Genomic DNA, 23,747 nt, shown 5'->3' on the forward strand with positions numbered 1-23,747 from the left:
CCGGCTCAATACAGCTGCAGCGGCGACCACAGATCACCTTCGGGGCCGATCGTAACGTCCCAGGCATCGCCTGCCACGAGGTCGATCGTTGTGGTGCGGTCCGGGCCGCCGTCGACCTTCAACGCGTATGAGTATTTGCCGGGCGGAATGTTGAACAGCGGCGACTCCGGGCGTTCCTTGCCGGCGCGCCCCGGGAGCGTGACGGTGTGGTTGTCGAGCGTCAGCACGGCTTCCTTGTCGCTGAGATTGGTGAGCATCAGCGCTGCCCGGCCTGGCCTCGGCATGACATGCGCCGTGGTCGCGGCCTCACGGTTTCGCTGCACCAGATTGACCGAGGTGCTCTTGTCCTTGCGCTCGAGCTCCAGCGCCGCCGGTCCCAGCGGGGTCGTGTAGGCAAGCCTTACGTGATCGCTGGCGATGTCAGCACCATCGCGCTGTTCCTGCCAGCCGAGCTTGCCGAGCTCGGTACGGTAGAACACGAGAACGTCGCCGAGCTCCGCGGGGATGCGGGCCGTGAGCCTGGTCCGCAGCGGGGCGTCGACGCCGAGCATCCTGGTGGTGCCGATCTCGCGGTAGCTGGTCCGGGTCGGCGCGGGCAGGGCGACGTCAGGATCCGGCGTGAGCGCGGACGAAAGCAGAAGTGGCAGATGCGGCGCCCAGCCGGTGGCGCCCGCCGCGGCGATGCCACTTGCGAGCAGAGCGAGGCCGCACACGAACAGCCGCCATCGTGCCGGGACTTTCGCCCCTCGCCTTACCGTCATCATCGTCTCTCTCCAGGGGTATCGCGCGGGTTCGATCGCGCGATTGCAACGGCTGCGACACCGCAAGCTGCGGCCTCACAGCCCTAGTCGCGGCCCGAATAAGCCGGGTTCAACGATAGCTTCTATCGCCGCGCGGAAACGCGTCCGCTCTCGACGTCAAATACTTCGCCGCCCGCGCCGAGATCCGCGAATGCCGCCGGATCCGCGCCGGTCAGCCACACCTGCGCGCCGAGCTTGCGCAGCTCGTCGAACAGCGCAGCGCGGCGGTTCGGATCGAGATGCGCGACGACCTCGTCGAGCAGCAACAGCGGCACGATGCCGGTCATTTCGGCAACCAGCGTCGCGTGCGCCAGCACGAGGCCGATCAGCAGCGCCTTCTGCTCGCCGGTGGAGGCGTCGCGCGCGGGCATGCTTTTCGGCGCGTAGATCACCTGGAGATCGGTGAGATGCGGACCATCGGTGGTGCGGCCTGCAATGGCATCGCGCGGGCGATTGTCGCGCAGGATTTGGCGGTAGCGATCCTCGACCGACGTTGCGGTTTCGGTCAGCAGCGCGTTCTCCATCCAGCCATCGAGTGCGATCTGTGCCGACGGAAACGCGGAAGCCTGCGCGCGTGCATTCAGCATTCCGGTCAGCCGCGCGGCGGTCTGGCCGCGCGTCGCAGCCACGGCGACTGCAAGCTCGGCCGTCTCGCGCTCGATCGCGTCGCACCAATGGTCGTCGTAATTGCGCGTCTCGAGCAGGCGGTTGCGCGAACGCAGCGATCGCTCCAGCGCGTTGATGCGGCCGGAATGCTCGCTATCGATCGCGAGCACCAGGCGGTCGAAAAAGCGCCGCCGTTCGGACGCAGCGCCCATGAACAGCCCGTCCATCGCCGGCGTCAGCCACACCATGCGGATATGGTCGCCGAAGGCGGCCGCGGAATTCACCGGCTCGCGGTCGATGCGGCAGCGCCTGACGACGGCCGCGTCCGCGCGCGGCGGCTCGATCCCGGAGCCGAGCGTGGCGAGTCCCAGCGCGCCCTCGACCTGCGCCGAGACCGCCCAGGACCCGTCGCCCTGGTTGTCGGCGACATCCTCCAGCGTGGCACGCCGCAGGCCGCGTCCCGGCGAGAGAAACGAGATCGCCTCGATGCAATTGGTCTTGCCCGCCCCGTTCGGCCCGATCAGCGCCACCATGTCAGCCGCCGTCTCGAGCCCCGACGCCCGATAGTTCCGAAAATGCGTCAGCGTCAGGCGATGAATGCGGGAGGGGGTCATGTTCTATTCGTCATGGGCGTATGCTCTCCCTTCGCGGGAGCGTGCCGTAGGGTGGGCAAAGGCGCGCTGCGCGCGCCGTGCCCACGTCTCGCCTCTGGTAAGCGCCGCTGCATGGTGGGCACGCTTTCGCCTTCGCTCTTCGAGCGACGGCGCAATCTTTGCCCACCCTACGGCTTCGATGGATGGCCGAGAGAGCGCCCTCACACCCGCATCGGCATCAGCACGTACAGCGCGCTCTTGTCGTCCTTGTCCTGCACCAGGGTGGGCGAGCCGGGATCGGCGAGCCGGAGGGTGGCGACGTCGCCTTCGATCTGGGCGGCGATGTCGAGCAGGTAGCGGGAGTTGAAACCGATATCGAGGGCGTCGGAGGCGTATTCGACCTCGAGCTCTTCGGTCGCGCTGCCCGAATCCGGATTGGTCACCGACAGCACCAGCTTGCCCGGCGACAGCGACAGTTTGACCGCGCGACCTCTCTCGCTCGAAATCGTCGAGACGCGATCGACAGCGTTCTCGAAATCCTTCTTGTCGACCACGAGCTCCTTGTCATTGCCTTGCGGAATCACGCGGCCGTAGTCGGGGAAGGTGCCGTCGATCAGCTTCGAGGTCAGCACGACGTTGCCGATGGTGAAGCGGATCTTGGCCTGCGACAGCTCGATCGTCATCTCGGCGTCGGTGTCCTCGATCAGGCGCTGCACCTCGCCGACGGTCTTGCGCGGCACGATCACGCCAGGCATGCCCTCGGCGCCCTTGGGCTGGACCAGGTCGAGCTGGGCAAGGCGGTGGCCGTCGGTGGCGACGCCGCGCAAGGTGGCCGCCTTCGCGGTGCCGGCGGCGTGCAGATAGATGCCGTTGAGATAATAGCGCGTCTCTTCCGTCGAGATCGCGAACTGGGTGCGGTCGATCAGCCGCTTGACGTCCTTGGCCGCGAGATTGAACGAGTGCGAGAGGTCGCCGGCGGCAAGGTCCGGGAAATCGTTCTCCGGCAGCGTCTGCAGCGTGAAGCGCGAGCGGCCGGCGCGGATCGCCAGCACCGCGCGGTCGCCGTCGGCTTCCAGCACGATCTGCGAACCGTCTGGCAGCTTGCGCACGATGTCGTAGAACATGTGGGCCGGCACCGTGGTCGAGCCGGCCGTTGCGGTTTCCGCCGGCAGCGTCTCGGTCACCTCGAGATCGAGGTCGGTCGCCTTCAGCGACAATTTCGCGTTCTCGGCGCGGACCAGCACGTTGCCCAGGATCGGAATCGTGTTGCGGCGCTCGACCACGCGGTGGACATGGCCCAGCGACTTCAGGAGTTGCGCGCGTTCGACCGTAACCTTCATTGCACTACTCGCCCGATCCCCGAGAAAACTAAAGCGTTGGAGAGGCCGGGCGGCGGGACGCGCACCACGGCACCGAAGACCCCTGAAAGCCGGATCATCCAGCCGATATGACCAAAGCCGTCAGGGTCGCGCAAGGTGGCGCGTAAAGCCATCCGTTTCAAGGGATTGCGGGGTGGTTCCCCACGATTTACCGGCAGAAATAAAGCGCGCCCCGGGCGCAAGTGGCCCCCTCGCCCCTCTTGCGGGGCCGCGACGAGCTTCGCTCGCGCTGAGAGGGTTGGGGTGAGGGGGAGTCGCCGCAGGGGAGGTGTGAGTTGGACTTACGGAGAGTCCCCCTCACCTGGAATCCGCGCGTACCGCGCGCATTCCGACCTCTCCCCGCAAGCGGGGAGAGGTGAAAAGAAGAAATAGGCGTTTATTCCTGCAGCTGGCGCTTGAGCGACTCGACTTCTTCCGACAGCGCATTGTCCTTGGAGACCAGTGCCTCGATCTTGCGCACCGCGTGCAGCACCGTGGTGTGGTCGCGTCCGCCGAAGCGGCGGCCGATCTCGGGCAGCGAGCGCAGGGTCAGCGTCTTGGCGAGGTACATCGCCACCTGGCGCGGACGCACCACATTGGCGGTCCGGCGCGAGGACAACAGGTCGGAGCGGCTGACATTATACTGCCGCGCCACCACGCGCTGGATGTCCTCGATCTTGATCCGCTTCGGCTCCGAGGGGCGGATCAGATCGCGCACCTCGTGCTCCGCCATTTCCAGCGTCACCGGCCGGTTGTTGAGCTTGGAGTGCGCCAGCAGGCGGTTGATCGCGCCTTCGAGATCCCTGCCGTTATGGGTGATGGCGCGCGCCAGATAGGTCAGGACGTCCTCGGGCACGTCGAAGGTCGCGTGATGGGTGCGGGCGGCCGCGACGCGCGACTTGAGAATGCCGTGGCGCAGCTCCTCGCCGAGCGAGCCCATCTCGACCACGAGACCGCCGGCGAGGCGCGAGCGGACGCGGTCGTCGAGGCTTTCGAGATCCGACGGCGGGCGGTCGGCGGCGATCACGACCTGGCGGCCGGCGTCGATCAGCGCGTTCAGCGTGTGGCAGAATTCGGCCTGCGTCGACTTGCCCTGCAGGAACTGCAGGTCGTCGATCACGAGCACGTCGATGCCGCGCAGCGCTTCCTTGAACGCGAGCGCCGTCTGCGTCTTCAGCGCGGCGACGAAGCCGTACATGAATTTTTCCGCGGTGAGATACAGCACCTTGCGCTCGTTGCCGGAATTGCCGGCCCAGGTCACCGCCTGCAGCAGATGCGTCTTGCCGAGGCCAACGCCGGCATGGATGTAGAGCGGGTTGAACATCACGGCATCGCCGCGGCGACCTTCGGCAACCTGGCGCGCGGCGGCATGGGCCAGCGTGTTGGAGCGGCCGACGACGAAGCTTGCAAAGGTCAGGCGCGGATCGAGCGGCGAGCCGCCGAGCGCATCGTGATTGGCGGAGACCGGCGCGGTCGCGGTGGAGCGCAGCTCGGGCGCAGGGGCGCGGCGCGTCTCGACCGGCGCGGGGGCTTCCTTCGGCTGCACCGCGGGGCGCACGGCGGAGCGAACGGTGAGATCGATGCGATGCACTTCCGGCATTTCGGCCTGCCAGCACGACAGCACGCGCTCGGCATAATGGGCCTGGATCCAGCTCTTCAGGAAGCGCGTCGGGACCGAGAGCCGCACGCTCTCGTCCTGCACGCCTTCGAGATCCATCCTCGCAAACCAGCTCGTATAGACGTCCTCGCCAACGTTCGAGCGCAGGCGATTCTTCACGCGTGACCAGCGATCCTGTTCCGATGTCGTCATCATTTGAAAACTTTTCTTGAGAGATAAGGTTGCGTGGTGGGCGCCATGCCAAGTTCCTGCCAGAACTTCCGGATGGCGCGACCTCGAGCGAGTCCATCTTCGGGCACAGCTCGACCGCTCGGCGCGAACGCCGCGGTCAGATCAGCGATGTCGGAGATGGAGGGTTCGCGAGGTCAGCGCGTACTCGACGCGCCGTCACACGTGGGAGGCTGGTCGCAGGACGGATTGGAAACGGCATCGTTGGACAATGAAACTTCAGTCAATACCGCGTTTAATCCGTAGGACATGATACCTCCCCGTCCTGCCGTGATTGCTCACGGCAAGGTCCTGCGTAAAAGAACGTCCGCGCCGTTAGTTCAGTTGCGGATGTTCTGCCCGTCTGCTCGTGTCGTTCGCTCGGCTTCGCCATCGTGTGTCGGGGTCGCGTCGGTGTCCCTCATGCGCCTGGTGCCGGCGAGATCGCGAAGATCTCGCTTGGAGACATCAAGACAAAGAGCTACCGTTCCCACATTGCTGTGGGTTTGATCCGACAATCACTTGTTGAAGCGTCGCCTACGTGCACACCGCCGCCGATTTGCACGCTCGCCCCGTTTCCTAAACCGCGCTGGTCTCAAGATCGTGGGCGCCGCGAACGACTTAAGGAATACACTAAGCGGAAAGACTCGCAACGAAATTGATTCACACTTGAGGCATCAAAAAACTTGACCAGCGTTAACGCCGCGCGCGGGTTGTTCACAGGCTTGAGACCAAGTTTTTGGATTCGTGCACAGATTCGAAGATGCGGCATGTCATGTGACAACGAGTCCGCTACCGCCAAAAAATTTTTACAAAAGCGTCACGCGCGCGCTGCACAGGCGATTTTTCCAAATGCTTTGCGCCGCTATGTCGATAAGTGATTAGCGAGTCATCGTTTTTCGAGTCGCGTTTCGCAGGGTAACTCCACTGCGCAACATGTTCCGTGGAAACTACGGTGTGCAGAACTCAAGTGCTTGCGAATTCAACTTGAGCCCATGCCGCAGGGGTTTTTCGCAGCGCAGCGCAGATGAAGGTTTCCGCTGTTGCAAGAACAACGGCCGGTAAAATTACGGATGCAGCGTCGCGAAGACGGCAAGACGCTTCCAGCGGCGGTGGGCCAAAGGCTGCAAGCGTGAAGAGACCGCAAGGGTGAATTGTGACAGGCAACAAAAAGCCCGGCGTGAAAGCCGGGCTGATCGAGACTTGCGATGTTCGCCTCAACCGATCCTATGAAGCGATCGGCGCGACGCGACTTTGGTCGCGATCCTGCTTGGCGCTGACTTGAGCGCTTACTTGGCGCGCTTACTTGGCGAGCTTGGCGATCTGCGCGGTGAGGCGCGAGACTTTGCGGCTGGCGTTGTTCTTGTGAATGATGTTGCGCTGGGCGGCGCGCATCAGCGCGGGCTCGGCACTGGCCAGCGCCTTGACGGCGGCGGCGCGGTCGCCGCTCTTGATGGCTTCTTCGACGGTGCGCACGGCACCACGCATCTGGGTGCGGCGCGACTTGTTGACGGCGGTGCGGCGGGCGATCTTGCGCGTCGCTTTCTTGGCGGAGGTGGTGTTGGCCATGGTCTCAATGTCCTTTGCGGGTACCGGTCGCGTCTTGGTCTGATAGCGCCGGCAGCTTGACCGCGGAATCGACGCTCGGATTTAGGGTGTTCGGTTGCTGGGCCGTTCCCGGAGCATGAGCGATGAGCCTTTCGGCTATCTCTGAGGCCCCAAAAGAGCCTGCAACTGCTCAAAGAACAGCGGCGGCAGGATTGCGCCTGCCGCCAGTTGGCGCCCTTATAGAGGGGGTCTTTGGCACCGTCAACGCTCTAGGGGCTGGAAAAGCCGGCCGATGGCGCGCCAGGAGGGGCCGTAACGCCCTGATGAGGTTGAATTTCTGCCATCTCTTGGTTATTGGCTGACTGCGTTATCGGGGTCGTCCGATCGGGTGACCAGATTGGGTGGGTTATGATCCGCGGCTTTTTCCGACTGATTGGCTTGTTGCTCCTGGCCGGCGGGTTCTTCTTCATGGTCTATGACGGCGCCCGCTGGGTGGCCGACCAGACCCTGCGCTTCACCCGGTTTGGCCAGTTCTGGAACGACATCAACCAGGCCAGCCAGTCGGCTTTCCGGACCTGGGTCGAGGCCAAAGCGCCCTGGCTTTGGACCTCGGTGATCCGCCTGGTGCTCGACCAGCCGGTTTTCGCCGTGCTCGGCATCCTCGGCATTTTGCTGATGATCGTGTTCCGGCCGCGCAAGCCGCTGATCGGTTATGCCCGGGATTGACCCTGTCAATTCCCGCCGCTCCCGCGACTGAGCCGCGCGGGAGCGGCGGCGTAACAAGACGGCCGCCTGCCGCGTAGAGACCTATATTCCCACCTGATCGCGAGCATGCCACCTGAGCACCTGGCTCAGGCGGGCGACAGCTCGATTTGCGGAGGTCCGATCATGCTGTTCATGCGCAAGTCCACCGCATTGCCTGGTGCAGCCGCCGCGCTGCCCGGGCGTGCGCAAGCCATTCCCACCGCGCGCATCCATTTCGTCAACGGCGCGAAGTTGCAGCCGCCTTATCCTGATGGCCTCGAGCAGGCCGTGTTCGGGCTCGGCTGCTTCTGGGGCGCCGAGCGCAAATTCTGGGAGCTCGGCGACGGCATCTATTCCACCGCTGTCGGCTATGCCGGCGGCCATACGCCGAACCCGACCTATGAAGAGACCTGCTCGGGACGCACCGGCCACACCGAAGTGGTGCTGGTCGTGTTCGATCCGAAGAAGATCTCTTACGAGAAGCTGCTGAAGACGTTCTGGGAGAACCACGACCCGACGCAGGGCATGCGCCAGGGCAACGATGTCGGCACGCAATATCGGAGTGCGATCTATACCTATTCCGATGCGCAGAAGAAGGCCGCCTTCGAGTCGAAGGCGCTCTATCAGAAGGCGCTCAGCGCAAAGCGCTTGGGGGCGATCACCACCGAGATCGCACCTGCCGGCCCGTTCTACTTCGCCGAAGACTATCATCAGCAATATCTGGCCAAGAACCCCGCCGGCTATTGCGGCTTGGGGGGCACCGGCGTGTCGTGTCCGATCGGCGTCGGTGTGAGCGTCTGAGCTGTTCTTTCTTACCCTCCCCTCCAGGGATCCCCTCCAGGGGAGGGTTGAGCCCCCCTCAACCCTTTGTTAACCATAACCGGTGCATCACTGGACCTGTCTCGTTCTGAGGGTGACTCAGGTGCCGGTTGCACGCGCGTTTCGATGGTCGATCCTGACAGTCTCCTTGGCAGCGTCCGCCGCGCTGACCCTGGGCGGCTGCATGCAGACGACCGGCCCCGTTGCCTATGTGCAGCCGCGCCCCGATCTCGACGCCATGGCCTATGGCCAGCCCTATGGCACGCCGCGCCCGGTCGTCGTTGCCAGCAGCGGCGGCGGTGCCATTGACGCGCTCAGCAATTCCTTTGCATCCGGTCCCGCTCCCTTGCCGGTCGCCTATGGCGGACCGGTGATGGCCGCGCCCGTCCGCTACGATGCCTCCTATCACCTCGATGCCGGCGACAAGCTGCGCGTCGTGGTCTATGGCCAGGAAGGTCTGACCAACAGCTACGCCATCGATGCCGGTGGTTCCATCACGATGCCGCTGATCGGCGCGGTGCCGGCGCGTGGCCGCACCACGGCAGGTCTTGCCGGCGAAATCGCCGCGCGACTGCGCAACGGCTATATCCGCGAGCCTTCGGTCGCCGTGGAAATCGAATCCTACCGCCCGTTCTTCATTCTCGGCGAAGTCGCCGCGCCCGGCCAATATCCCTACGTGCCGAACATGACGGTCGAGAGCGCGGTCGCCATCGCCGGCGGTTTCTCGCCGCGTGCCAAGCGCGACATGGTCACCGTGACCCACACCGACGGTGGCGGCTCCATGCGCGCCGTCGTGCCGCTGGGCACGCCCGTCAGCCCCGGCGACACCGTGTTCGTCGGCGAGCGCTGGTTCTAGTTTCTCGTCATTCCGGGGCGCGCGCAGCGCGAGCCCGGAATCCATTTCTCCACCAACGCTGACGCCCGATGGATTCCGGGTCTGCACCGCTCCGCGGCGCATCCCGGAATGACGGAGGCGAGAGTCGCCTGCTACTTCGTCAGATGCTTGGCGAAAAACGCCATGCTGCGCGGCCAGGCGATCTCGGCGCTGGCCTTGTCGTAGCTGGGCCGCTCGTCGCAATGGAAGCCGTGCTGCGCGCCGGGATAGACGAAGACCTCGACGTCAGGCCGCTTCGCCTTGACGGTCTCGACATCGGTGAGGGGAATGCCGGCATCCTTCTCACCGAAATGCAGTTGCGTCGGCACCTTCGGCGTCTCGTCGGCAAAGCGCACGACTGCGCCGCCGTAATAGCCGATCGCCGCCTTGAGGCCGCTCAGCCGCGTTGCCGCGAGATAGGCGATGCTGCCGCCGAGACAGAAGCCGATAACGCCGACCGGCCCGACGCTTTGGACCGCGTCGATCGCCGCCTGCGTGTCGCGCAGCATCGCCTCCCAATCGGGATTGGCAACGAATTTGCGCGCTTGCGCGATCTCATCGGGCGTGTAGCCCGACTGGAAGTTCGGCGTGGTCCGGTCGAAGATCGACGGGGCGATCGCGACGTAGCCTTCGCCGGTGAGGCGATCGCAGACCGAACGGATGTGGTGATTGACGCCAAAGATCTCCTGGATCACCACGGCCGCGCCCTTCGGCGCGCCAGCGGGATCGGCGCGATAGGCGCCCAGCTGGAAATTGTCCGACGCCGTCAGTTTGATGTCTTGTCCCACGCGGGTTGTCCTTCTTGGTTGGTCATCGATCGAGAATTCGCTCGTTCCACAAATTCGTCATGCCCGAGCCCGGCCATGACGATCCGGAAATGTCGGCGCACAACGCCCTCACTCCCACATCCAGTTGTTGCCGTAATCCTCTTTCCATCCTGCCAGCCGTCCATGCCGGAATTGCAGGAACAGGCGATGGCGGGACGGCACGAGGCCGCTGCCGCCGAGGTCGCGAAGGGCGAGATAGATCTCGTTGCCGGGCCGTCCCTTGACATATTGCAGCGGCTGTCCGAGCGCCTGCGCGGTCTGGTCCGGATTCATCCCGAATGCCAAAGGCGTGTTGTTCGAGGAGGTCTCGACGAAGGGACGGCGCGCCGTGCCGAACGGCTCGGCCTGCGCGGACGCCGTCATCATGAGAAGCGCTGCGCCCGCAGCCAAGATTGCCCGCTTCATTGCCGTGGATTCCTGTTCGACCGTCTATGCCGGCAAGTTCTTCAGGAAAGGCACCACGGCGTCAACAAAAGCCTTGGGTTGATCGATGTTGACGGCATGTCCGGCCGCGGGGATCACGACCTTTTGTGCGCCGGGGATTTTTGCGGCCATGTAGTCGGACGCTGCCAGAAACGGTGTGTCGTCAGCGCCGACCACGATCAGGGACGGCACCTTGATATTGGGCAGCAGTTCCATCACCGCGGCATCGCGCTGGGTCAGCATCCCCCGCGCCGCGTGCGCCAATCCCTTGGCATTGCGATGGCTGGCGGTGGCGCGCTCGCGGGTCGCCGATGTCAGCACAGCGAGACCTTCTCGATCGAGCTTTTCGGCGGTGGCGAGCGCCCGCGCGTTCCAGGCCTCGCGGGCATCGTCCTTCTTGAAGCCCGGACCGGTGTCGATGATCAGCAGCGCCCGTGCGCGCGTTGGATGGGCGCGGTAGAACGCCAGCGACATGTAGCCGCCGAGCGACAACCCCCCGATGATGGCGCGCTGCGCGCCAACCGCATCGAGGATCGCCGCCATGTCGCCGACGGTCAGCGCCTCACTATAGGCGTCGGGATCGTCAGGGTAGTCGGACTGACCGTGGCCGCGCATGTCCCACAGCACGAGCTTGTGGTCCTTCGCGAGCGCGTCAACTTGCCCGTGCCACATTGCCGAGGTCGAGGAATAGCCGTGCGTCAGCAGCAGCGGCGGCCCGTCGCCATGAACCTCGTAATAGATGTTGACGCCGTCTCGATTGATCCCTGGCATTGTTTCCGGCCCTCTCTTTTTCGTTCTACCGGCAGCGGTGCCCATCCTCCCCTGGAGGGGGAGGATCGGTTCGCATGAAATGCGAACCGAGGTGGGGTGACAGTCTCTCCCAGCAAGCGCTGCCCGTGTTGAGAGATCACCCCACCCCGGTCGCGCTTCGCGCGATCGACCCACGGGCGAGCTCCGCTCGTCCCGGACCCCTCCAGGGGAGGGTAAGACACCACGTCGGCGCGCTTGCACCTTAGCCCGCCAAGTTACTTCGAAGAAACTGCCTGCGCGCGATGGCGCGCGTGCTTCGCGCGCCGCTAGTTGTGTCCAGTCGCTAACGTCAGCGCTGTTGTCGCAACGCACAACAAGCAGACGCCGCGATTGTTTCGACCGATTCCAAATTGCAATTGCCTCTGCGCGCGAACGCGATCATTCTTGCGCGCAAGGCGGAGGCCAGCCCGGTGGGCGTCCGTCAATCAAGTCGCCGCCGTAAGCGGCTTCATGCACCGGCAGGGGAAGACGCCTATGCCAACGCTCACGATCAACGGGCGGAGTATGTCCGTGGATGCGGCAAACGACACGCCGCTCCTTTGGGCCATCCGCGAACAATTGCAGATGACCGGCACGAAATTCGGCTGCGGTGCCGGCCTGTGCGGTGCCTGCACCGTGCACGTCAACGGCGAAGCCGTACGGTCGTGCCAGACCATGGTCGGCGATGTCGCCGGCAAGAAGATCACCACCATCGAAGGCCTCTCCGCCAAGGGTGACCACCCCTTGCAGAAGGCGTGGATTGCCGAGCAGGTGCCGCAATGCGGTTACTGCCAGTCGGGGCAGATCATGCAGGCAGCGTCGCTGCTCGCGAAAAATTCCAATCCGACCAAGGAAGAGGTCGTGGCGCATATGGACGGCAATCTCTGCCGTTGCATGACCTATTCGCGGATCCAGAAGGCAATCATGCGCGCCGCCACCGAGATGCGCACCGCATCCGCCGCCGGCAACGACCGGAGGCCCACATGAACAAGCACGTGAAGACCATCGCACCCGAGACGACGGATCTCAGCCGCCGCTCCTTCCTGGTCGGCACCGCCGCCACCGGCCTCGTGCTCGGCTATGCCGGTGTCCCCGGCATCGGTGACGCGCTCGCTGCGGCTCCCGCCAATTTCGAGCCGAGCGTCTGGTACGCGATCTCGCCGGATGGCTTGGTCACCGTGACCTGCGGCAAGGCCGACATGGGCCAGCACATCGCCTCCACCATGGCGCAGATCGTCTGCGAGGAGCTGGGCGCGAAGTGGAGCGACATGCGGGTCAACCTCGCCTCCAATGATCCGAAGTTCAACGATCCGGTGCTCGGTGCGCAGATCACCGGCGGCAGCTGGTCGACCATGATGAACTTCGAGGCGATGAGCCGGGCGGGTGCCGCCGGACGCATCGCCTTGACGGAGGCCGCCGCCGCGGCCATGGGCCTGCCCCCCTACTTCAAGGACGAACTCGTGGTGCGCGACTCCATGGTTTTGCATCCGAAGTCGAAGAAGCAGATGTCGTTCGCCGACATCGTCAAGAGCGGCAAGGCGACCAAGACCTTCACGCCCGACGAGCTGAAGGCGATCAAGCTGAAGAGCCCGGATCAATACACCATGATCGGTGTGTCGGTGCCGCAGATCGACATCCCCTCCAAGACCAACGGCACGGCCAAATACGGCATCGACGTGATGTTGCCGGGCATGGTCTATGGCGCGATCGTCACACCGCCGGTCCGCTACGGCGCCACGGTGAAATCAGTCGACGACTCGGCCGCGAAGTCCGTGCCGGGCTTCATCAAGGCCGTCATCCTCGACGACAAGACCCAGACGACGACCGGTTGGGTGGTCGCGGTCGCGAGCACCTATGCCAACGCCAAGAAGGCGGCAGCGGCGCTGAAGGTCAGCTATGACGGCGGGCCGAATGCAAAACTGTCCAGTCAGTCGTTGCTCGATGAGGCCAAGCGGCTTCAGAAGCTCGACGATTCCGGCCAGTTCTTCGTCAAGGACGGCGATGTCGGAGCCGCGCTCGGTTCGGCGGCGAAGGTGCTGGAGGCGGAATACACCACCAGCATCAACATCCACGCGCCGATGGAGCCGATGAACGCCACTGCGGAGTTCAAGGGCGACATCCTGCACATCTATTCCGGCAACCAGTTCGCGACGCGCTCCGGCGCGATTGCGGCGGGCGCTGCCGGGATCGATCCGAAGTTCGTGGTGATGCACCAGATGTGGCTCGGTGGCGGCTTCGGCCGCAGGCTGGACGCCGACATGATGGTGCCGGCGGTGCAGGCGGCGAAGGCCGTGGGCAAGCCGGTGAAGGTGATCTACACGCGCGAGAACGACATGACGATGGATTTCTCGCGTCCGCTCACCTATCAAAAAGTGAAGGCCGGCGTGGACGGCGACGGCAAGCTCGTCGCGCTCAGCCACGACGTGGTCTCGGCCTGGCCGACCCAGCGCTGGGGCATCCCCGACTTCCTGTCGCCCTCGGTCGACAAGAAGGGCCCGCTCGACGCGTTCACGGTGAACGGTTCGGACTTCTTCTACACCGTGCCGAACCACAATGTGCGCGCGATCAAGAACGAGATGGCGCACAACGCCACCCCGTCGGGCCAGCTCCGCTCGGTGGCGCCGGGTTGGACCTTCTGGGCGGTCGAAAGCATGATCGACGAGATCGCGGCTGCGACCGGCAAGGATCCGGCGCAATTCCGCATCTCGCTGCTCGACGGCGCCGGCAAGAACGACGGCGGCGCGCAGCGGCTGCGCAACACGCTGCTCGCCGCGATGGGCCTTGCCGGCTACGGCACCAAGAAGCTGCCGAAGGGCGAGGGCATGGGCGTCGCCTGCGTGTCGTCGCAGGAACGTGCGACCGCAAGCTGGACCGCTTGCGTCGCGCATGTGGCCGTCGCGCCCTCGGGCGAGGTGACCGTGAAGAAGCTCACGGTCGCAACCGACGTCGGCACGCAGGTGCATCCCGACAACATCCGCGCCCAGGTCGAGGGTGCGGCGCTGTGGGGCCTGTCGCTTGCGATGTACGAGAAGGCGACGCTGAAGGACGGTGGCATCGAACAGACCAACTTCGATGGCTACACGCCGCTCCGCATGAGCCAGATGCCGGAGGTCGCGGTCGCCGTGATCGCCAATGGCGAGAAGGCCACCGGCGTCGGCGAGCCTGCCGTGACGGTCGTCGCCCCCGCCATCGGCAACGCCATCTTCAACGCCTCCGGCGCCCGCGTCCGCGCGCTGCCGATCACGGCGGAAGCCGTGAAGGGTGCCATGAAGGCTTAAGCCGGGCCGCAGATGTGATGCGAGACGATCCGCCGGAGGGCAGCCTCCGGCGGATTTGTTTTGGTGTGATCCTGCACACCAGCACTCGCTGTCATGCTCCGCGAAAGCGGGGCATCCAGTACGCCGCGGCTTCTCGGTTCCGGCCGCGCCGCCTCGGCGTACTGGGTCGCCCGGTCAAGCCGGGCGACGACAGTGGGGCCAAAAATTCCCGTTTTCCATCAACGGCCCTCCTACTGTGCATGGGGTTGTTTTCGCCCCTGCTGGGAATCCCGATCCGTAAAATTGCGTGCAATTCCGGCAGGTTCCGTTGAGCACGCCTCTTAAGGGCCGGAGAACCTGATCCGGCCTAGGCTGACGCCAAAGACACTCCCGTGCTTTTGGGGAAGCCATGAACGCGCCAGCCAAATCCGCCGCCAAACGTCGGCTTCTGCTCGCCTCCGACCGGAGCGATGCGAGCACGGAGCTCGCCAGCATCCTGAAGGTGGTCGGCGAAGTCTCGACCGTGACGACGCAGGAGATCCCGGAGCAGCCGTCGCGCGATCTCTCCGGCCTCGTCGTCGACATCAACCTGCGCTCGCCCGAAAGCGTGCAGCGGGTGCGCAACAAGCTGCGCGGCGAAGGCTATCGCGCGATGCCGCGGCTGTTCGTGCTGGCCGATGCGCTGCATCATGGCACCATGCAGGCCTGGGCGCTTGGCGCCACCGACACCATCTCGCGCCCGCTGCAGCCCGAGGCGATCCTGCAGCGCATTCGCGCTGCGTTTCCAGACACCGCGACCTATGACGCGACCGATCGCGGCAAGACGCTCAACCGCGGCGTCGAGGCGGCGCATGCGGTCCTGAGCAAGATGTTCGAGAAGCTGCCGCTCGGCGTGCCCTTGACGTTCGACGATGTCGTCGCTGCCGAGAACAAGATCCTGAAGGCCATCAAGCACTCTTCGCTGCGCGAATGGCTCACCACCGTCGGCTGCCACCATGTCGGCAGCTATCGGCATTGCCTGTTCGTCACCGGTTTCGCCGTTGCGTTCGCCCAGCATCTGGGCATGCGCGAGGACGATCAGCGCCGCCTGACCCGCGCCGCCCTGCTGCACGATGTCGGCAAGGCCTTCGTTTCCTCGAGCCTGCTCGACAAGGCCGGCAAGCTCACCGACGAGGAAATGGCCGAAGTCCGCCAGCATCCGCGCCGCGGCTATGACGCGCTCGCCGCCCAAGGCGGTTTCCCGCCGGAGATGCTCGACGTCGTGCTGCATCACCACGAATTCCTCGATGGCAGCGGCTATCCGAACAGCCTGTCGTCGAACCAGATCAGCGACATCGTGCGCCTGACGACGATCGTCGATATCTATGCCGCCTTGGTCGAGAAGCGCGCCTATCGCATGCCCTTCACGCACGAGCGCGCCTTCACGATGATGGAAGGCATGGGCGGCAAGCTGGACCAGCAGCTGCTGCAGGCGTTCCGGCCGGTGGCGCTGGGATCTTTCTGACGCAGCAAACTCCGCTGCTGTAGGGTGGGCAAGGGCGCGCTCTTCGCGCGCCGTGCCCACCATCTTTCAACGACTGCAACAGACGCGGTGGGCACACCATCGGGGCGCGCGTTCGCGCGCCCCGATGGCTTTGCCCACCCTACGACATCACTACCCCACCATCTTCCGCAACTCGGCCTTCGCCACCTTCTCCAAGGTCGAGCGCGGCATGTCGTCGACAAGCCTGATCTCGCGCGGCACCTTGAAGTCGGCAAGGCCCTTGCGGCAGGCGGCCATCACGCGGTCCTGCAAATCAGGTGGCGCGCCCGCGACACCGCCATGCGGGATGATGAAGACGACAGGCACCTCGTCCAGCATCGGATGCTTCTTCGCCACCACGGCCGCTTCGCGGACGCCGGCAACGACGGCGATCACCTGCTCGATCTCGGAGGCCGCGACGTTCTCGCCGCCCACCTTCAGCATGTCCTTGGCGCGGTCACCGAACTTGATGAAACCGTTCGTCAGCCGCTCGACGCGGTCGCCGGTGAGGAAGAAACCGTGCTCGTCAAAACTCTCGCGCGTCGCCTTCTCGTTGTGGAGATATTCGGCGAACAGCGAGAGCCCGGGGATGCCCTTGATCGCGAGATTGCCGGTGTCGCCGACCGCGGTCGGCCGCCCGTCATCGTCGGTGATGCGGATCTGATATTCGCCCGCGGCGCGGCCGATCGACATCGGGATGTTGGGCTGATCGACCTCGCCGATGATGCCGTGGGTGATGGTCTCGGTCATGCCCCACCAGCCGATGATCTTGACGCCGAACGCGGCGAAGGGCGGCGGCTCGTTCACCGCGGTGCCCCATAGACGGAATTTGTGATCCTTAGGGATCTCCTGCTCGAGCAGCGCCTTCATGCAGAACGGGATCGTCGAGGTCCAGGTCGAGCCGTGCTCGCGCGCCACGCCCCAGAACCGGCTCGCGGAAAAGCGCGGCTGGATCACGCAAGATCCGCCGACCCAGAGCGTTGCGAGCATCGAATAGGCCAGCGCATTGGTGTGAAACAGCGGCAGATAGGTCTGGTGCACGTCGCTCGCATGCAAATCCTCATGCGCGGCATTGATCTTGGCACCCCACAGCGCGTTGGCATGGGTCCAGAGCACCGCCTTCGGGCGCGATGTCGTGCCGGACGTGTATTGCACGCTGCATGGTGCGAGCGGATCGGTGGTGCGCCTGGGACGATCGGCGCTGTCGGCGAACAGGGATTCGAAGCTGTCGCCGCGCGCGACCGCTTGCGCGGGCGCAGCGCCTGCATCGTGTGACGTCACCGCCATCCAGCTGACGTTGCGGCAGTTCTGTGCGACGATTTCCGCATAGGCCGGCTGCGTGATCGCGGCGACCGCGCCGCAATGGTCGGCAAAATACTCCATCTCGGCCGGCGCCGAGCGGGTGTTGGTGGTCACGGCGATGGCCCCCAGCTCGACGCAGGCGAACCAGGCCAGCAATGCCTCGATGCAATTGTCCAGGTGAATGAGCACATACTCGCCCGGCTTCACGCCGCGTCTGGCGAGCCCCGCCGCGAGCGCACCGACCCGCTCGTGAAACTCGCCATAGCTCCAGTGTCGCGCTGGCGCGTCGAAAGGTGCCCAGATCAGGAACGGATGATCGCGGCGCACTTCGGCGCGCATCTTCAGCAGCCAGGGCACATCGAGCCCGTCAAACGGGCCAACGATCCCCGCGGCGGTTTGTTGAATGGCCATGCGTCCTCCCGTGCAGCCTGCATCTTGATGGCGGCTGCCTTTTGATGATTGCGTCTTCCTGCCATCTCCACTCGTCATGGCTGGGCTTGACCCGGCCATCCACGCCTTGCCACGCGCGACTAAGAACGTGGATGCCCGGGCCTTCGCCGCGCCGAAGCGGCTTCGTCCGCGCAGGCGGGACGAGCCCGGGCATGACGATCGAGACTATCCTATCGATCACCATCCTCGTACGACGAAATCTCGATCAGGCTGCCATCCGGATCCCGGCAATAGACCGAGCGCAGCGTACCGCGGGCGCCTTGCTTGCGAACCGGGCCTTCTTCGATCGCGACGCCATGGGCCTGCAAATGCGCCACCACCTCCTCGGGCGTCGAGGACGTCAGGAAGCACAGATCCTCGCTGCCGGCGGTCTGATGGTCCGCGGTGAACCAGTCCACCTTGTCGGCGTCGCGCGGGCGGACATTGATCTTCTGTTGACCAAATTGCAGCGAGGTCCGCGGCGCTTTGCCGCCGCCGGGCTCGAACACCTTGACTTCCATGCCGAGGATCTTGCGATACCACTCGGTGGTGACAGCGACGTCGGTGACGTTGATGACGAGGTGATCGAGGGCCTGAACCTTGACCGGCATGCCGTAATCCTTTCGTCGCCATGAAGCCAGCGCACTGTTCGGGCGCGGCGGGCCTTGTTACAACGCCGCCGCCGCCGTTTTCAAGACGACCGGCTTTCACGCTTTCAAGAACAACATCGGGAGAACCCTTGACATGATCACTCGCCGTACCGCGCTGGGCTTGCTGGCGGCCACGCCTCTTGCGGCCAGCCCGCTGTCGAAGGCTCTTGCCGCGGATTATCCGTCCCGGCCGGTGAAGTTCGTGGTGGGTTACCCGCCGGGCGGCGCCACCGACATTCTGGCGCGCCTGATCGGCCAGCGCCTGTCCGAGCGGCTCGGCCAGCAATTCGTGATCGAGAACAAGCCGGGCGCCGGCAACAACATCGGCACCGAATCCGTCGTCAATGCCGAGCCCGACGGCTACACCGTGCTGCTGGTCAATCCGGCCAACTACATCAACACGACGCTCTACGCCAACCTCAAGTTCAACTTCGTTCGCGACATCGCGCCGATCGCCGCCTTCCAGCGCACGCCGAACGTGATGACCGTCAACAAGGACGTGCCGGCCAAGACCGTCGCCGAGTTCATCGACTACGTGAAGGCCAATCCCGGCAAGGTGAACATGGCCTCCTCCGGCAACGGCACTTCGGTCCATCTGTCCGGCGAAATGTTCATGGCGATGACGGGCTGCAAGATGCAGCACGTGCCCTATCGCGGTGCGGCGCCTGCGATCACCGACATGCTCGGCGGCCAGGTGCAGGTGATCTTCGACAACATGCCCTCGATCATCCAGCACATCCGCTCCGGCTCGCTTCGCGCGCTCGGCGTCACCACGGCGCAGCGCTCGCCGCAGCTGCCTGACGTGCCTGCGATCGGCGAGACCGTGAAAGACTACGAGGCGAGCGCGCTGTTCGGCATGGGCGCGCCGAAGAACATGCCCAAGGACCTGATCGCCAAGCTCAGCAACGAGGTCAACACGCTCATGAAGGAGCCCGAGATGACCAAGCGCCTGGTCGAGCTCGGCGGCGATCCGCTGGTCGAGACGCCGGAAGCGTTCGGTCAGGAGATCGAGGCCGAGACCGCCAAGTGGAAGAAGGTCGTCGAGTTCGCCGGCCTCAAGGTCGAGTAGCGATCTCGTGATCGACCGGAAATGGAGCCCCGCCGAAAGGCGGGGTTTTTTGTGGGAGGGTTCCTGCTTGACGGTTTTTCGTTCGCGTATATACTAAACCTTATGGTTAAGTATCTAGACGAGACGCTCGATCGTACCTTTGCGGCGCTGTCCGATCCGACGCGGCGTGCGCTGCTCGCGCGGCTCGTCGAGAACGATCATTTGTCGGTCAGCGAGCTGGCAGCGCCGTTCGCGATCTCGCTCCCGGCCATCATGAAGCATCTCGACGTGCTCTCGGATGCGGGCCTGATCGTGCGCGAGAAGACCGGGCGCACCGTGGCCTGCCGGCTCACCGCGCAGCCGATGGAGCAGGCGATGAACTGGCTCAATCGCTACGCGCAATTCTGGTCCGAGAGTTTCGACCGCCTTGCCGCCTTTGTGGAGGACAAACCATGGTCAGCGCAGTCGCCGACGCCGCCGAACGGACAATCGAAGGTCCGAGCCTCACGCTCACGCGCCGGCTCCGGGCGCGGCCGGAAAAAGTCTTCGCCGCCTGGACGCAGGCCGAGCAGCTAGTGCAATGGTTCGGGCCGCCGAGCATGAAGCCGGCGACGTTGAATGCGGAGCTCGATGTCCGCAGCGGCGGCCGCTACCGCATCTCCTTTACCCGCGACGACGGCGAATATTTCGAAGCCGGCGGCATCTATCGCGAGGTCGTGCCGAACGAGCGGCTGGTGTTCACCTGGGCGTGGCATTCGACGCCGGAGCGCGAATCGCTGGTGACGATCACGTTGAAGCCCGAGGATTCCGGAACGCTGATGATCTTTCATCATGCCCAGTTCTTCGACGAAACCGCGCGCGACAACCATCAGCGCGGCTGGAGCTCGTTCTTCGACAAACTCGAGGGCTTCGTCGCCTGATCCCAGCCAGAGGAGGATATCATGCAACATCAGATCGTCTCGCGCGAGCAATGGCTCGCCGCCCGCAAAGCCCATCTGGCGCATGAGAAGGCGTTCACGCAGGCCCGCGAGCGCCTGGCCGAGGAACGCCGGGCATTGCCCTGGGTGAAAGTCGACAGGAACTACGTGTTCGAGGGGCCGGCCGGCAAGGTGACGCTCGGCGAACTCTTCAGGGGCCGTCCGCAGCTCGTGATCCAGCACGTGATGTTCGCGCCGGACTGGGATGCGGCCTGCAAGAGCTGCTCGTTCTGGGCCGACGGCTTCGAGCGCATGGTGCCGCATCTGGCGGCGCGCGACACCACCATGGTCGCGATCTCGCTGGCCCCTAGCGAAAAGCTCGAGGCCTTCAAGAAGCGCATGGGCTGGACCTTCGACTGGGTGTCGTCGGGCGACAACGACTTCAACCGCGACACCGGGGTCTCGTTCACGCGTGAAGAGATCGAGAGCGGGGTGCCAAAGTACAATTTCGGCACCACGGGATTCTACGGCCCGGAGCTTCCCGGCATCAGCGTGTTCTATCGCAATGATGCCGGCGAGATCTTCCACACCTATTCATGTTTCGCGCGCGGCCTCGACATGATGAACGCGGCCTACCAATATCTCGACCTCACCCCGCTCGGCCGTCACGAGGACGGTTTGCCCTATCCGATGGACTGGGTGCGCCTGCGCGACCAGTACGAGCCGCAGGCGAAAGGCGCGTGCTGCCACGGGTGATGGGGCGCTTTCGGCCTACATCAAAGGTGTCATCGCCCGGCTTGACCGGGCGATCCAGTACTCCGAGAGGGAAGTGTCTGAATCGAGAAGCTGCGGCGTACTGGATTCCCGCTTGCCGCCTTCGCCAAAGCTTCGGCGCGCCTGGACCTCAACCCCGGCGAAGCCTTGGCGTAGCCGGGTCGCGGGGAATAACAGGGGCGATAGCGTGCCTCAATCCGGCTTAGCTACTTCTTCGCGTCGGCCTCTTCCGTGCCTTTGCACGAGATCAGCATCGTATAGGCGCGGGCGTTGCCGGCGATCTCGGTGGTCTTGAGCTCGCCCTTCGGCTCGGCCGTCTGGTACGGCACCACGGAATTGTCGAGGAAGTCGCGCAGCGCGCCAGTCTTGATGGCGAAATTGATGTTTTCGGGGATGTCGCCGGTCAGCGCGGCAATGCGCAATCCAGGGAGCTTTGCCGTGACCACGCCGACGATCTGACCGCTGGTGTCGAACAGCGGGCCGCCGCTATTGCCCGGCTGCACCGGGGCACTGATCTGCAGGAAGCGCGTGTCGTTGCGCATGCCGCTGAGCGAACTGACGATCCCGGTCGTCACGGTGAAGTCAGACGTGAGCAAGCCGTGGTAGGGAAAGCCGATCGCGACGACGGAATCGCCGGAGTGGAACGAGCGATCGCGGATCCGGGCAAAGTCCTTGAATGTCGCCGTCGACGAAGGTTGCAGCAAAGCCAGATCGTTGCTCGCATCGGCAGACACCACGCGCAGCACCATCGCGGCTTCGCCGGTGAGATTGCCCTTGAGCTCGGTGCAACCGTCGATCACGTGGTTGTTGGTGACGATGTGTCCGGCAGCGCTGACCACGAAGCCGGTGCCGAAACCGGAAGCGCTCCTGGCCCCTTTGCCGGGTTTGCCGGCTGGCGGCGCGCCTTGCTTGTCTGCCGTGGCTGCCGGCTTCGCGGTGCCCTTGGTGAAATCGCCGGCCTTGTCGAGCCCGTCGGCCTTCACCTTGGTCACGCAATTGGCCAGTGCGGCGATCACTGGCCCGGTCGACCTCAGGTCGAAGTTCAGGACAGCGTGGCCGGCCGTCGCCACCATCAGGCTCGCCTTCTGGAACGTGCGCACGACGTTGAGCGGCATCACGGCCGTGAGCATGTCGGGCCGGTACGCCGTGGCGAACAGCCTGGCTTGCTCCTGCCCGTCGAAGGTCACGTCGATCGCGGCGTTCTCGCCCTTGTTGAAGTGGTAGTTGGGACTCGCAAAGGCGAGCGACCATATGCCGGAGGCATTCTGGCTCACGACGAGGATGACGCCGTTCGCGTAAGCCGCCGTCACCGCGCAATGGGAGAAGGCGCCCGTCTCGTCGTCGCTGAAGGCGCCGCCGGTCCAGCCGCCGACATTGACGCTGCCGAACGGTCCTTTCGCGTGCGCCGATCCGACGAGACATACCTGCAGCAGGGCTGCGGCGACGAACGACTTTAACCACATGACGTCCCCCAGAGCATTTTGGCCGCATCTTAGCGGGGCTGGCGGCCGCCACGCAACCGGCAGTTGTCTGCGGCCGTCTCGTCCCGATGGGCGATTTCCCGGCTTGCCTTTGCTTTGTAACGCGGTATACTTTGCGATACAAAGTGACTGGTAAAGCCGGTCCGTGAGCGTGGGTGGAGCGGAGCTTTGGCGTTGCCGATGCGCGATCTCGACAAGGCACTGGCCGACATCGTGGCGATCCGCAGTCAGATTGCGGCCGGCACGGCGTTCCGCGGCTACGGTCCGGCGACGATGGCTGCGACCGGCGCGGTCGCGCTGATGACTGCGATCCTGCAATTCTGGCTGCTGGGCGATCCCACGAGCGAGCCGCTCGGCTTTTTTCTGGGCTGGTTCGCGGCGGCGACGGTGTCCGGCCTGATGATCTGGATCGAGATGCGTGCGCGTTCGCGCCGCCATCATTCGGGTCTAGCCGACGCCATGATCCATCAGGCGGTCGAGCAGTTCCTGCCCGCGGGCGTCGCCGGCGTTCTGCTCGCGGTGGTGATGTGGAAGTTCGCGTCCGAGACGCTGTGGCTGTTGCCGGGGCTGTGGCAGATCCTGGTGTCGCTCGGCATCTTCGCGTCGGCCCGCTCGCTGCCGCGCAGCGTCGCGTTCGCCGGGGCCTGGTACTTCATCTCGGGCTTTGCCGTGGTGGTGCTGGCGAGCCGCTCCCACATGCTCTCGCCATGGACCATGGGACTGCCCTTCGTCATCGGCCAGTCGGTGATGGCGGCCATTCTGTATCTCGCGTCCGGAGACAATGATGTCGAAGACTGACAGCGCGCCTTTCTCCTATGAAGGGCTCGACCGAGTGATCCACGAGAAGGCGAGGCTCGGGTTGCTGACGTCGCTGATGGCGCACCCGAAGGGGCTTGCGTTCGCCGATCTCAAGCAGCTCTGCGGCCTCACCGACGGGAATCTCAGCCGGCACCTCGCCGTCCTTCAGGAAGCGGGCCTCGTCGAGGTGACCAAGGGTTATGAGGGCAATCGCCCGCACACGACTTGCCGCCTGACCAGGACGGGTCGCCGCCGCTTTCTCGATTATCTCGCCGTGCTCGAACGGCTGGTGCGCGACGCCGCCAAAGCCGCCGGCCGCGAGGCGCCGGCGCTCGGCCGTCTCGGCATTCTCTCGACCTGATC

At 64.8% G+C, this 23,747-nt stretch carries 23 protein-coding genes; 12 read left to right on the plus strand and 11 right to left on the minus strand.

From position 1 onward, the window contains the following. Positions 1 to 5: 5 nt before the first annotated feature. From JQ621_RS16200 to rpsT, 5 genes are all read right to left on the minus strand, one after another. Complete coding sequence (locus JQ621_RS16200) at positions 6 to 764, minus strand: hypothetical protein (protein ID WP_212235709.1); 759 nt, start codon at positions 762 to 764, stop codon at positions 6 to 8. Between the two features lie 119 nt (positions 765 to 883). Beyond that, on the minus strand, positions 884 to 2,020 hold the full coding sequence (gene recF / locus JQ621_RS16205) for a DNA replication/repair protein RecF (RefSeq protein WP_212235710.1): 1,137 nt from the start codon (positions 2,018 to 2,020) through the stop codon (positions 884 to 886). 200 nt (positions 2,021 to 2,220) lie between these two features. Next, complete coding sequence (gene dnaN, locus JQ621_RS16210) at positions 2,221 to 3,339, minus strand: DNA polymerase III subunit beta (protein ID WP_212235711.1); 1,119 nt, start codon at positions 3,337 to 3,339, stop codon at positions 2,221 to 2,223. Between the two features lie 415 nt (positions 3,340 to 3,754). Beyond that, positions 3,755 to 5,167 carry a chromosomal replication initiator protein DnaA gene (gene dnaA, locus JQ621_RS16215; RefSeq protein WP_249125336.1) on the minus strand — a complete coding sequence of 471 codons (1,413 nt, stop codon included), beginning with the start codon at positions 5,165 to 5,167 and terminating at the stop codon, positions 3,755 to 3,757. Positions 5,168 to 6,484: 1,317 nt separating this feature from the next. Further along, entirely contained in the window at positions 6,485 to 6,751 is a 267-nt protein-coding gene (gene rpsT / locus JQ621_RS16220) for a 30S ribosomal protein S20 (protein WP_188099530.1), read from the minus strand. A 387-nt stretch (positions 6,752 to 7,138) separates the two neighbouring features. Here rpsT and JQ621_RS16225 point away from each other — a divergent pair, with 387 nt between their 5' ends. The 3 genes from JQ621_RS16225 (at position 7,139) to JQ621_RS16235 (ending at position 9,149) form a co-directional block, all read left to right on the plus strand. Further along, positions 7,139 to 7,456 (plus strand): hypothetical protein, encoded by a 318-nt coding sequence (locus JQ621_RS16225; protein WP_212235713.1) that lies wholly within the window; start codon positions 7,139 to 7,141, stop codon positions 7,454 to 7,456. 162 nt (positions 7,457 to 7,618) lie between these two features. Further along, positions 7,619 to 8,275 carry a peptide-methionine (S)-S-oxide reductase MsrA gene (msrA, locus tag JQ621_RS16230; RefSeq protein WP_212235714.1) on the plus strand — a complete coding sequence of 219 codons (657 nt, stop codon included), beginning with the start codon at positions 7,619 to 7,621 and terminating at the stop codon, positions 8,273 to 8,275. Between the two features lie 121 nt (positions 8,276 to 8,396). Next, on the plus strand, positions 8,397 to 9,149 hold the full coding sequence (locus tag JQ621_RS16235) for a polysaccharide biosynthesis/export family protein (RefSeq protein ID WP_212235715.1): 753 nt from the start codon (positions 8,397 to 8,399) through the stop codon (positions 9,147 to 9,149). 131 nt (positions 9,150 to 9,280) lie between these two features. On the opposite strand, the gene JQ621_RS16240 is transcribed toward JQ621_RS16235, so the two are convergent. From JQ621_RS16240 to JQ621_RS16250, 3 genes are all read right to left on the minus strand, one after another. Beyond that, positions 9,281 to 9,955, minus strand: a complete 675-nt coding sequence (locus JQ621_RS16240) for a dienelactone hydrolase family protein (RefSeq protein ID WP_212235716.1) — start codon at positions 9,953 to 9,955, stop codon at positions 9,281 to 9,283. A gap of 108 nt (positions 9,956 to 10,063) precedes the next feature. Next, a complete protein-coding gene (locus JQ621_RS16245; RefSeq protein ID WP_212235717.1) occupies positions 10,064 to 10,399 on the minus strand; it encodes a hypothetical protein in 336 nt (111 codons plus the stop codon). Positions 10,400 to 10,423: 24 nt separating this feature from the next. Then, the gene (locus tag JQ621_RS16250) at positions 10,424 to 11,188 is read right to left on the minus strand and encodes an alpha/beta fold hydrolase (protein WP_212235718.1); all 765 of its coding nucleotides are present in this window, start codon (positions 11,186 to 11,188) and stop codon (positions 10,424 to 10,426) included. A 513-nt stretch (positions 11,189 to 11,701) separates the two neighbouring features. On the opposite strand from JQ621_RS16250, the gene JQ621_RS16255 reads away from it, so the two are divergent. The 3 genes from JQ621_RS16255 (at position 11,702) to JQ621_RS16265 (ending at position 15,967) form a co-directional block, all read left to right on the plus strand. Continuing rightward, positions 11,702 to 12,193 carry a (2Fe-2S)-binding protein gene (locus tag JQ621_RS16255; RefSeq protein WP_212235719.1) on the plus strand — a complete coding sequence of 164 codons (492 nt, stop codon included), beginning with the start codon at positions 11,702 to 11,704 and terminating at the stop codon, positions 12,191 to 12,193. Then, a complete protein-coding gene (locus tag JQ621_RS16260; RefSeq protein WP_212235720.1) occupies positions 12,190 to 14,484 on the plus strand; it encodes a xanthine dehydrogenase family protein molybdopterin-binding subunit in 2,295 nt (764 codons plus the stop codon). Before JQ621_RS16255 ends, JQ621_RS16260 begins: the two co-directional genes overlap by 4 nt. Before the next feature lie 388 nt (positions 14,485 to 14,872). Beyond that, positions 14,873 to 15,967: an HD-GYP domain-containing protein gene (locus JQ621_RS16265; protein ID WP_212235721.1), complete on the plus strand. Its 1,095-nt coding sequence runs from the start codon at positions 14,873 to 14,875 to the stop codon at positions 15,965 to 15,967. A gap of 150 nt (positions 15,968 to 16,117) precedes the next feature. On the opposite strand, the gene JQ621_RS16270 is transcribed toward JQ621_RS16265, so the two are convergent. Beyond that, a complete protein-coding gene (locus tag JQ621_RS16270; protein ID WP_212235722.1) occupies positions 16,118 to 17,698 on the minus strand; it encodes an AMP-binding protein in 1,581 nt (526 codons plus the stop codon). Positions 17,699 to 17,907: 209 nt separating this feature from the next. Next, positions 17,908 to 18,327, minus strand: a complete 420-nt coding sequence (locus tag JQ621_RS16275) for a VOC family protein (protein ID WP_212235723.1) — start codon at positions 18,325 to 18,327, stop codon at positions 17,908 to 17,910. 133 nt (positions 18,328 to 18,460) lie between these two features. Here JQ621_RS16275 and JQ621_RS16280 point away from each other — a divergent pair, with 133 nt between their 5' ends. From JQ621_RS16280 to JQ621_RS16295, 4 genes are all read left to right on the plus strand, one after another. Further along, a complete protein-coding gene (locus JQ621_RS16280; protein WP_212235724.1) occupies positions 18,461 to 19,435 on the plus strand; it encodes a Bug family tripartite tricarboxylate transporter substrate binding protein in 975 nt (324 codons plus the stop codon). A gap of 102 nt (positions 19,436 to 19,537) precedes the next feature. Next, entirely contained in the window at positions 19,538 to 19,990 is a 453-nt protein-coding gene (locus JQ621_RS16285) for an ArsR/SmtB family transcription factor (RefSeq protein ID WP_212235725.1), read from the plus strand. After that, the gene (locus JQ621_RS16290) at positions 19,990 to 20,334 is read left to right on the plus strand and encodes an SRPBCC family protein (protein WP_312015421.1); all 345 of its coding nucleotides are present in this window, start codon (positions 19,990 to 19,992) and stop codon (positions 20,332 to 20,334) included. The genes JQ621_RS16285 and JQ621_RS16290 overlap by 1 nt, the downstream gene beginning before the upstream one ends. Before the next feature lie 21 nt (positions 20,335 to 20,355). Beyond that, entirely contained in the window at positions 20,356 to 21,087 is a 732-nt protein-coding gene (locus tag JQ621_RS16295; protein ID WP_212235726.1) for a DUF899 domain-containing protein, read from the plus strand. Positions 21,088 to 21,311: 224 nt separating this feature from the next. Here the strand turns inward: JQ621_RS16295 and JQ621_RS16300 are convergent, their stop codons facing one another. Beyond that, positions 21,312 to 22,568, minus strand: coding sequence for a S1C family serine protease (locus tag JQ621_RS16300; RefSeq protein ID WP_212235727.1), 1,257 nt, complete (start codon positions 22,566 to 22,568; stop codon positions 21,312 to 21,314). 198 nt (positions 22,569 to 22,766) lie between these two features. Between JQ621_RS16300 and JQ621_RS16305 the strand changes: the two genes are divergently transcribed. Continuing rightward, positions 22,767 to 23,384 carry a hypothetical protein gene (locus JQ621_RS16305; protein WP_212235728.1) on the plus strand — a complete coding sequence of 206 codons (618 nt, stop codon included), beginning with the start codon at positions 22,767 to 22,769 and terminating at the stop codon, positions 23,382 to 23,384. Beyond that, positions 23,371 to 23,745, plus strand: a complete 375-nt coding sequence (locus JQ621_RS16310; protein WP_212235729.1) for a transcriptional regulator — start codon at positions 23,371 to 23,373, stop codon at positions 23,743 to 23,745. The genes JQ621_RS16305 and JQ621_RS16310 overlap by 14 nt, the downstream gene beginning before the upstream one ends. Positions 23,746 to 23,747 lie beyond the last annotated feature (2 nt).

The sequence above is a fragment of the Bradyrhizobium manausense genome (assembly GCF_018129685.1).
Classification (GTDB): Bacteria; Pseudomonadota; Alphaproteobacteria; order Rhizobiales; family Xanthobacteraceae; genus Bradyrhizobium; species Bradyrhizobium manausense_D.

Coding starts and splice junctions, on each gene's coding strand:
- JQ621_RS16295 (WP_212235726.1), top strand. CDS start 20,356: ATGCAACATCAGATCGTCTCGCGCGAGCAATGGCTCGCCGCCCGCAAA.
- recF (WP_212235710.1), bottom strand. CDS start 2,020: ATGACCCCCTCCCGCATTCATCGCCTGACGCTGACGCATTTTCGGAAC.
- JQ621_RS16280 (WP_212235724.1), top strand. CDS start 18,461: ATGATCACTCGCCGTACCGCGCTGGGCTTGCTGGCGGCCACGCCTCTT.
- dnaN (WP_212235711.1), bottom strand. CDS start 3,339: ATGAAGGTTACGGTCGAACGCGCGCAACTCCTGAAGTCGCTGGGCCAT.
- JQ621_RS16265 (WP_212235721.1), top strand. CDS start 14,873: ATGAACGCGCCAGCCAAATCCGCCGCCAAACGTCGGCTTCTGCTCGCC.
- JQ621_RS16245 (WP_212235717.1), bottom strand. CDS start 10,399: ATGAAGCGGGCAATCTTGGCTGCGGGCGCAGCGCTTCTCATGATGACG.
- JQ621_RS16270 (WP_212235722.1), bottom strand. CDS start 17,698: ATGGCCATTCAACAAACCGCCGCGGGGATCGTTGGCCCGTTTGACGGG.
- JQ621_RS16310 (WP_212235729.1), top strand. CDS start 23,371: ATGTCGAAGACTGACAGCGCGCCTTTCTCCTATGAAGGGCTCGACCGA.
- JQ621_RS16250 (WP_212235718.1), bottom strand. CDS start 11,188: ATGCCAGGGATCAATCGAGACGGCGTCAACATCTATTACGAGGTTCAT.
- JQ621_RS16260 (WP_212235720.1), top strand. CDS start 12,190: ATGAACAAGCACGTGAAGACCATCGCACCCGAGACGACGGATCTCAGC.
- JQ621_RS16305 (WP_212235728.1), top strand. CDS start 22,767: ATGCGCGATCTCGACAAGGCACTGGCCGACATCGTGGCGATCCGCAGT.
- JQ621_RS16300 (WP_212235727.1), bottom strand. CDS start 22,568: ATGTGGTTAAAGTCGTTCGTCGCCGCAGCCCTGCTGCAGGTATGTCTC.
- JQ621_RS16285 (WP_212235725.1), top strand. CDS start 19,538: ATGGTTAAGTATCTAGACGAGACGCTCGATCGTACCTTTGCGGCGCTG.
- JQ621_RS16255 (WP_212235719.1), top strand. CDS start 11,702: ATGCCAACGCTCACGATCAACGGGCGGAGTATGTCCGTGGATGCGGCA.
- dnaA (WP_249125336.1), bottom strand. CDS start 5,167: ATGACGACATCGGAACAGGATCGCTGGTCACGCGTGAAGAATCGCCTG.
- rpsT (WP_188099530.1), bottom strand. CDS start 6,751: ATGGCCAACACCACCTCCGCCAAGAAAGCGACGCGCAAGATCGCCCGC.
- JQ621_RS16275 (WP_212235723.1), bottom strand. CDS start 18,327: ATGCCGGTCAAGGTTCAGGCCCTCGATCACCTCGTCATCAACGTCACC.
- JQ621_RS16225 (WP_212235713.1), top strand. CDS start 7,139: ATGATCCGCGGCTTTTTCCGACTGATTGGCTTGTTGCTCCTGGCCGGC.
- msrA (WP_212235714.1), top strand. CDS start 7,619: ATGCTGTTCATGCGCAAGTCCACCGCATTGCCTGGTGCAGCCGCCGCG.
- JQ621_RS16200 (WP_212235709.1), bottom strand. CDS start 764: ATGATGACGGTAAGGCGAGGGGCGAAAGTCCCGGCACGATGGCGGCTG.